Source organism: Paenibacillus jiangxiensis (assembly GCF_046098255.1).
Lineage (GTDB): Bacteria > Bacillota > Bacilli > Paenibacillales > Paenibacillaceae > Paenibacillus > Paenibacillus jiagnxiensis.
In genome coordinates this window covers 1-752 of sequence record NZ_JBJURI010000079.1, presented here as the reverse complement: position 1 = coordinate 752, position 752 = coordinate 1, and the positions used below count along the sequence as shown (strand labels likewise).

Sequence of the window (752 nt, the reverse complement as noted above, 5' to 3'; positions counted from 1 at the left end):
AGTACGTGGGCGTAGACCCGAAACCGGGTGATCTACCCCTGTCCAGGGTGAAGGTGCGGTAACACGCACTGGAGGCCCGAACCCACGCACGTTGAAAAGTGCGGGGATGAGGTGGGGGTAGCGGAGAAATTCCAATCGAACTCGGAGATAGCTGGTTCTCCCCGAAATAGCTTTAGGGCTAGCCTCGGAAAATAGAGTCGTGGAGGTAGAGCACTGATTGGGTGCGGGGCCCGCAAGGGTTACCAAGCTCAGTCAAACTCCGAATGCCACAGACTTGTATCCGGGAGTCAGACAGTGAGTGCTAAGATCCATTGTCAAAAGGGAAACAGCCCAGACCATCAGCTAAGGTCCCCAAGTGTGTGTTAAGTGGGAAAGGATGTGGAGTTGCACAGACAACCAGGATGTTGGCTTAGAAGCAGCCACCATTGAAAGAGTGCGTAATAGCTCACTGGTCGAGTGACTCTGCGCCGAAAATGTAACGGGGCTAAACACACCACCGAAGCTATGGCTTGATGCTTGCATCAGGGGTAGGGGAGCGTTGAATACGGGTTGAAGGTGTACCGGAAGGAGCGCTGGACTGTATTCAAGTGAGAATGCCGGTATGAGTAACGAAAAGATCTGTGAGAATCAGATCCGCCGAAAGCCTAAGGGTTCCTGAGGAAGGTTCGTCCGCTCAGGGTAAGTCGGGACCTAAGGCGAGGCCGACAGGCGTAGTCGAAGGACAACAGGTGGAAATTCCTGTACCACCGTAA

1 rRNA gene is annotated in these 752 nt (G+C 53.7%); it reads left to right on the top strand.

Annotation, left to right across the window (positions count from 1 at the left end):
- A 23S ribosomal RNA gene (locus tag ACI1P2_RS31385) occupies positions 1-752 on the top strand; the annotation flags it as partial.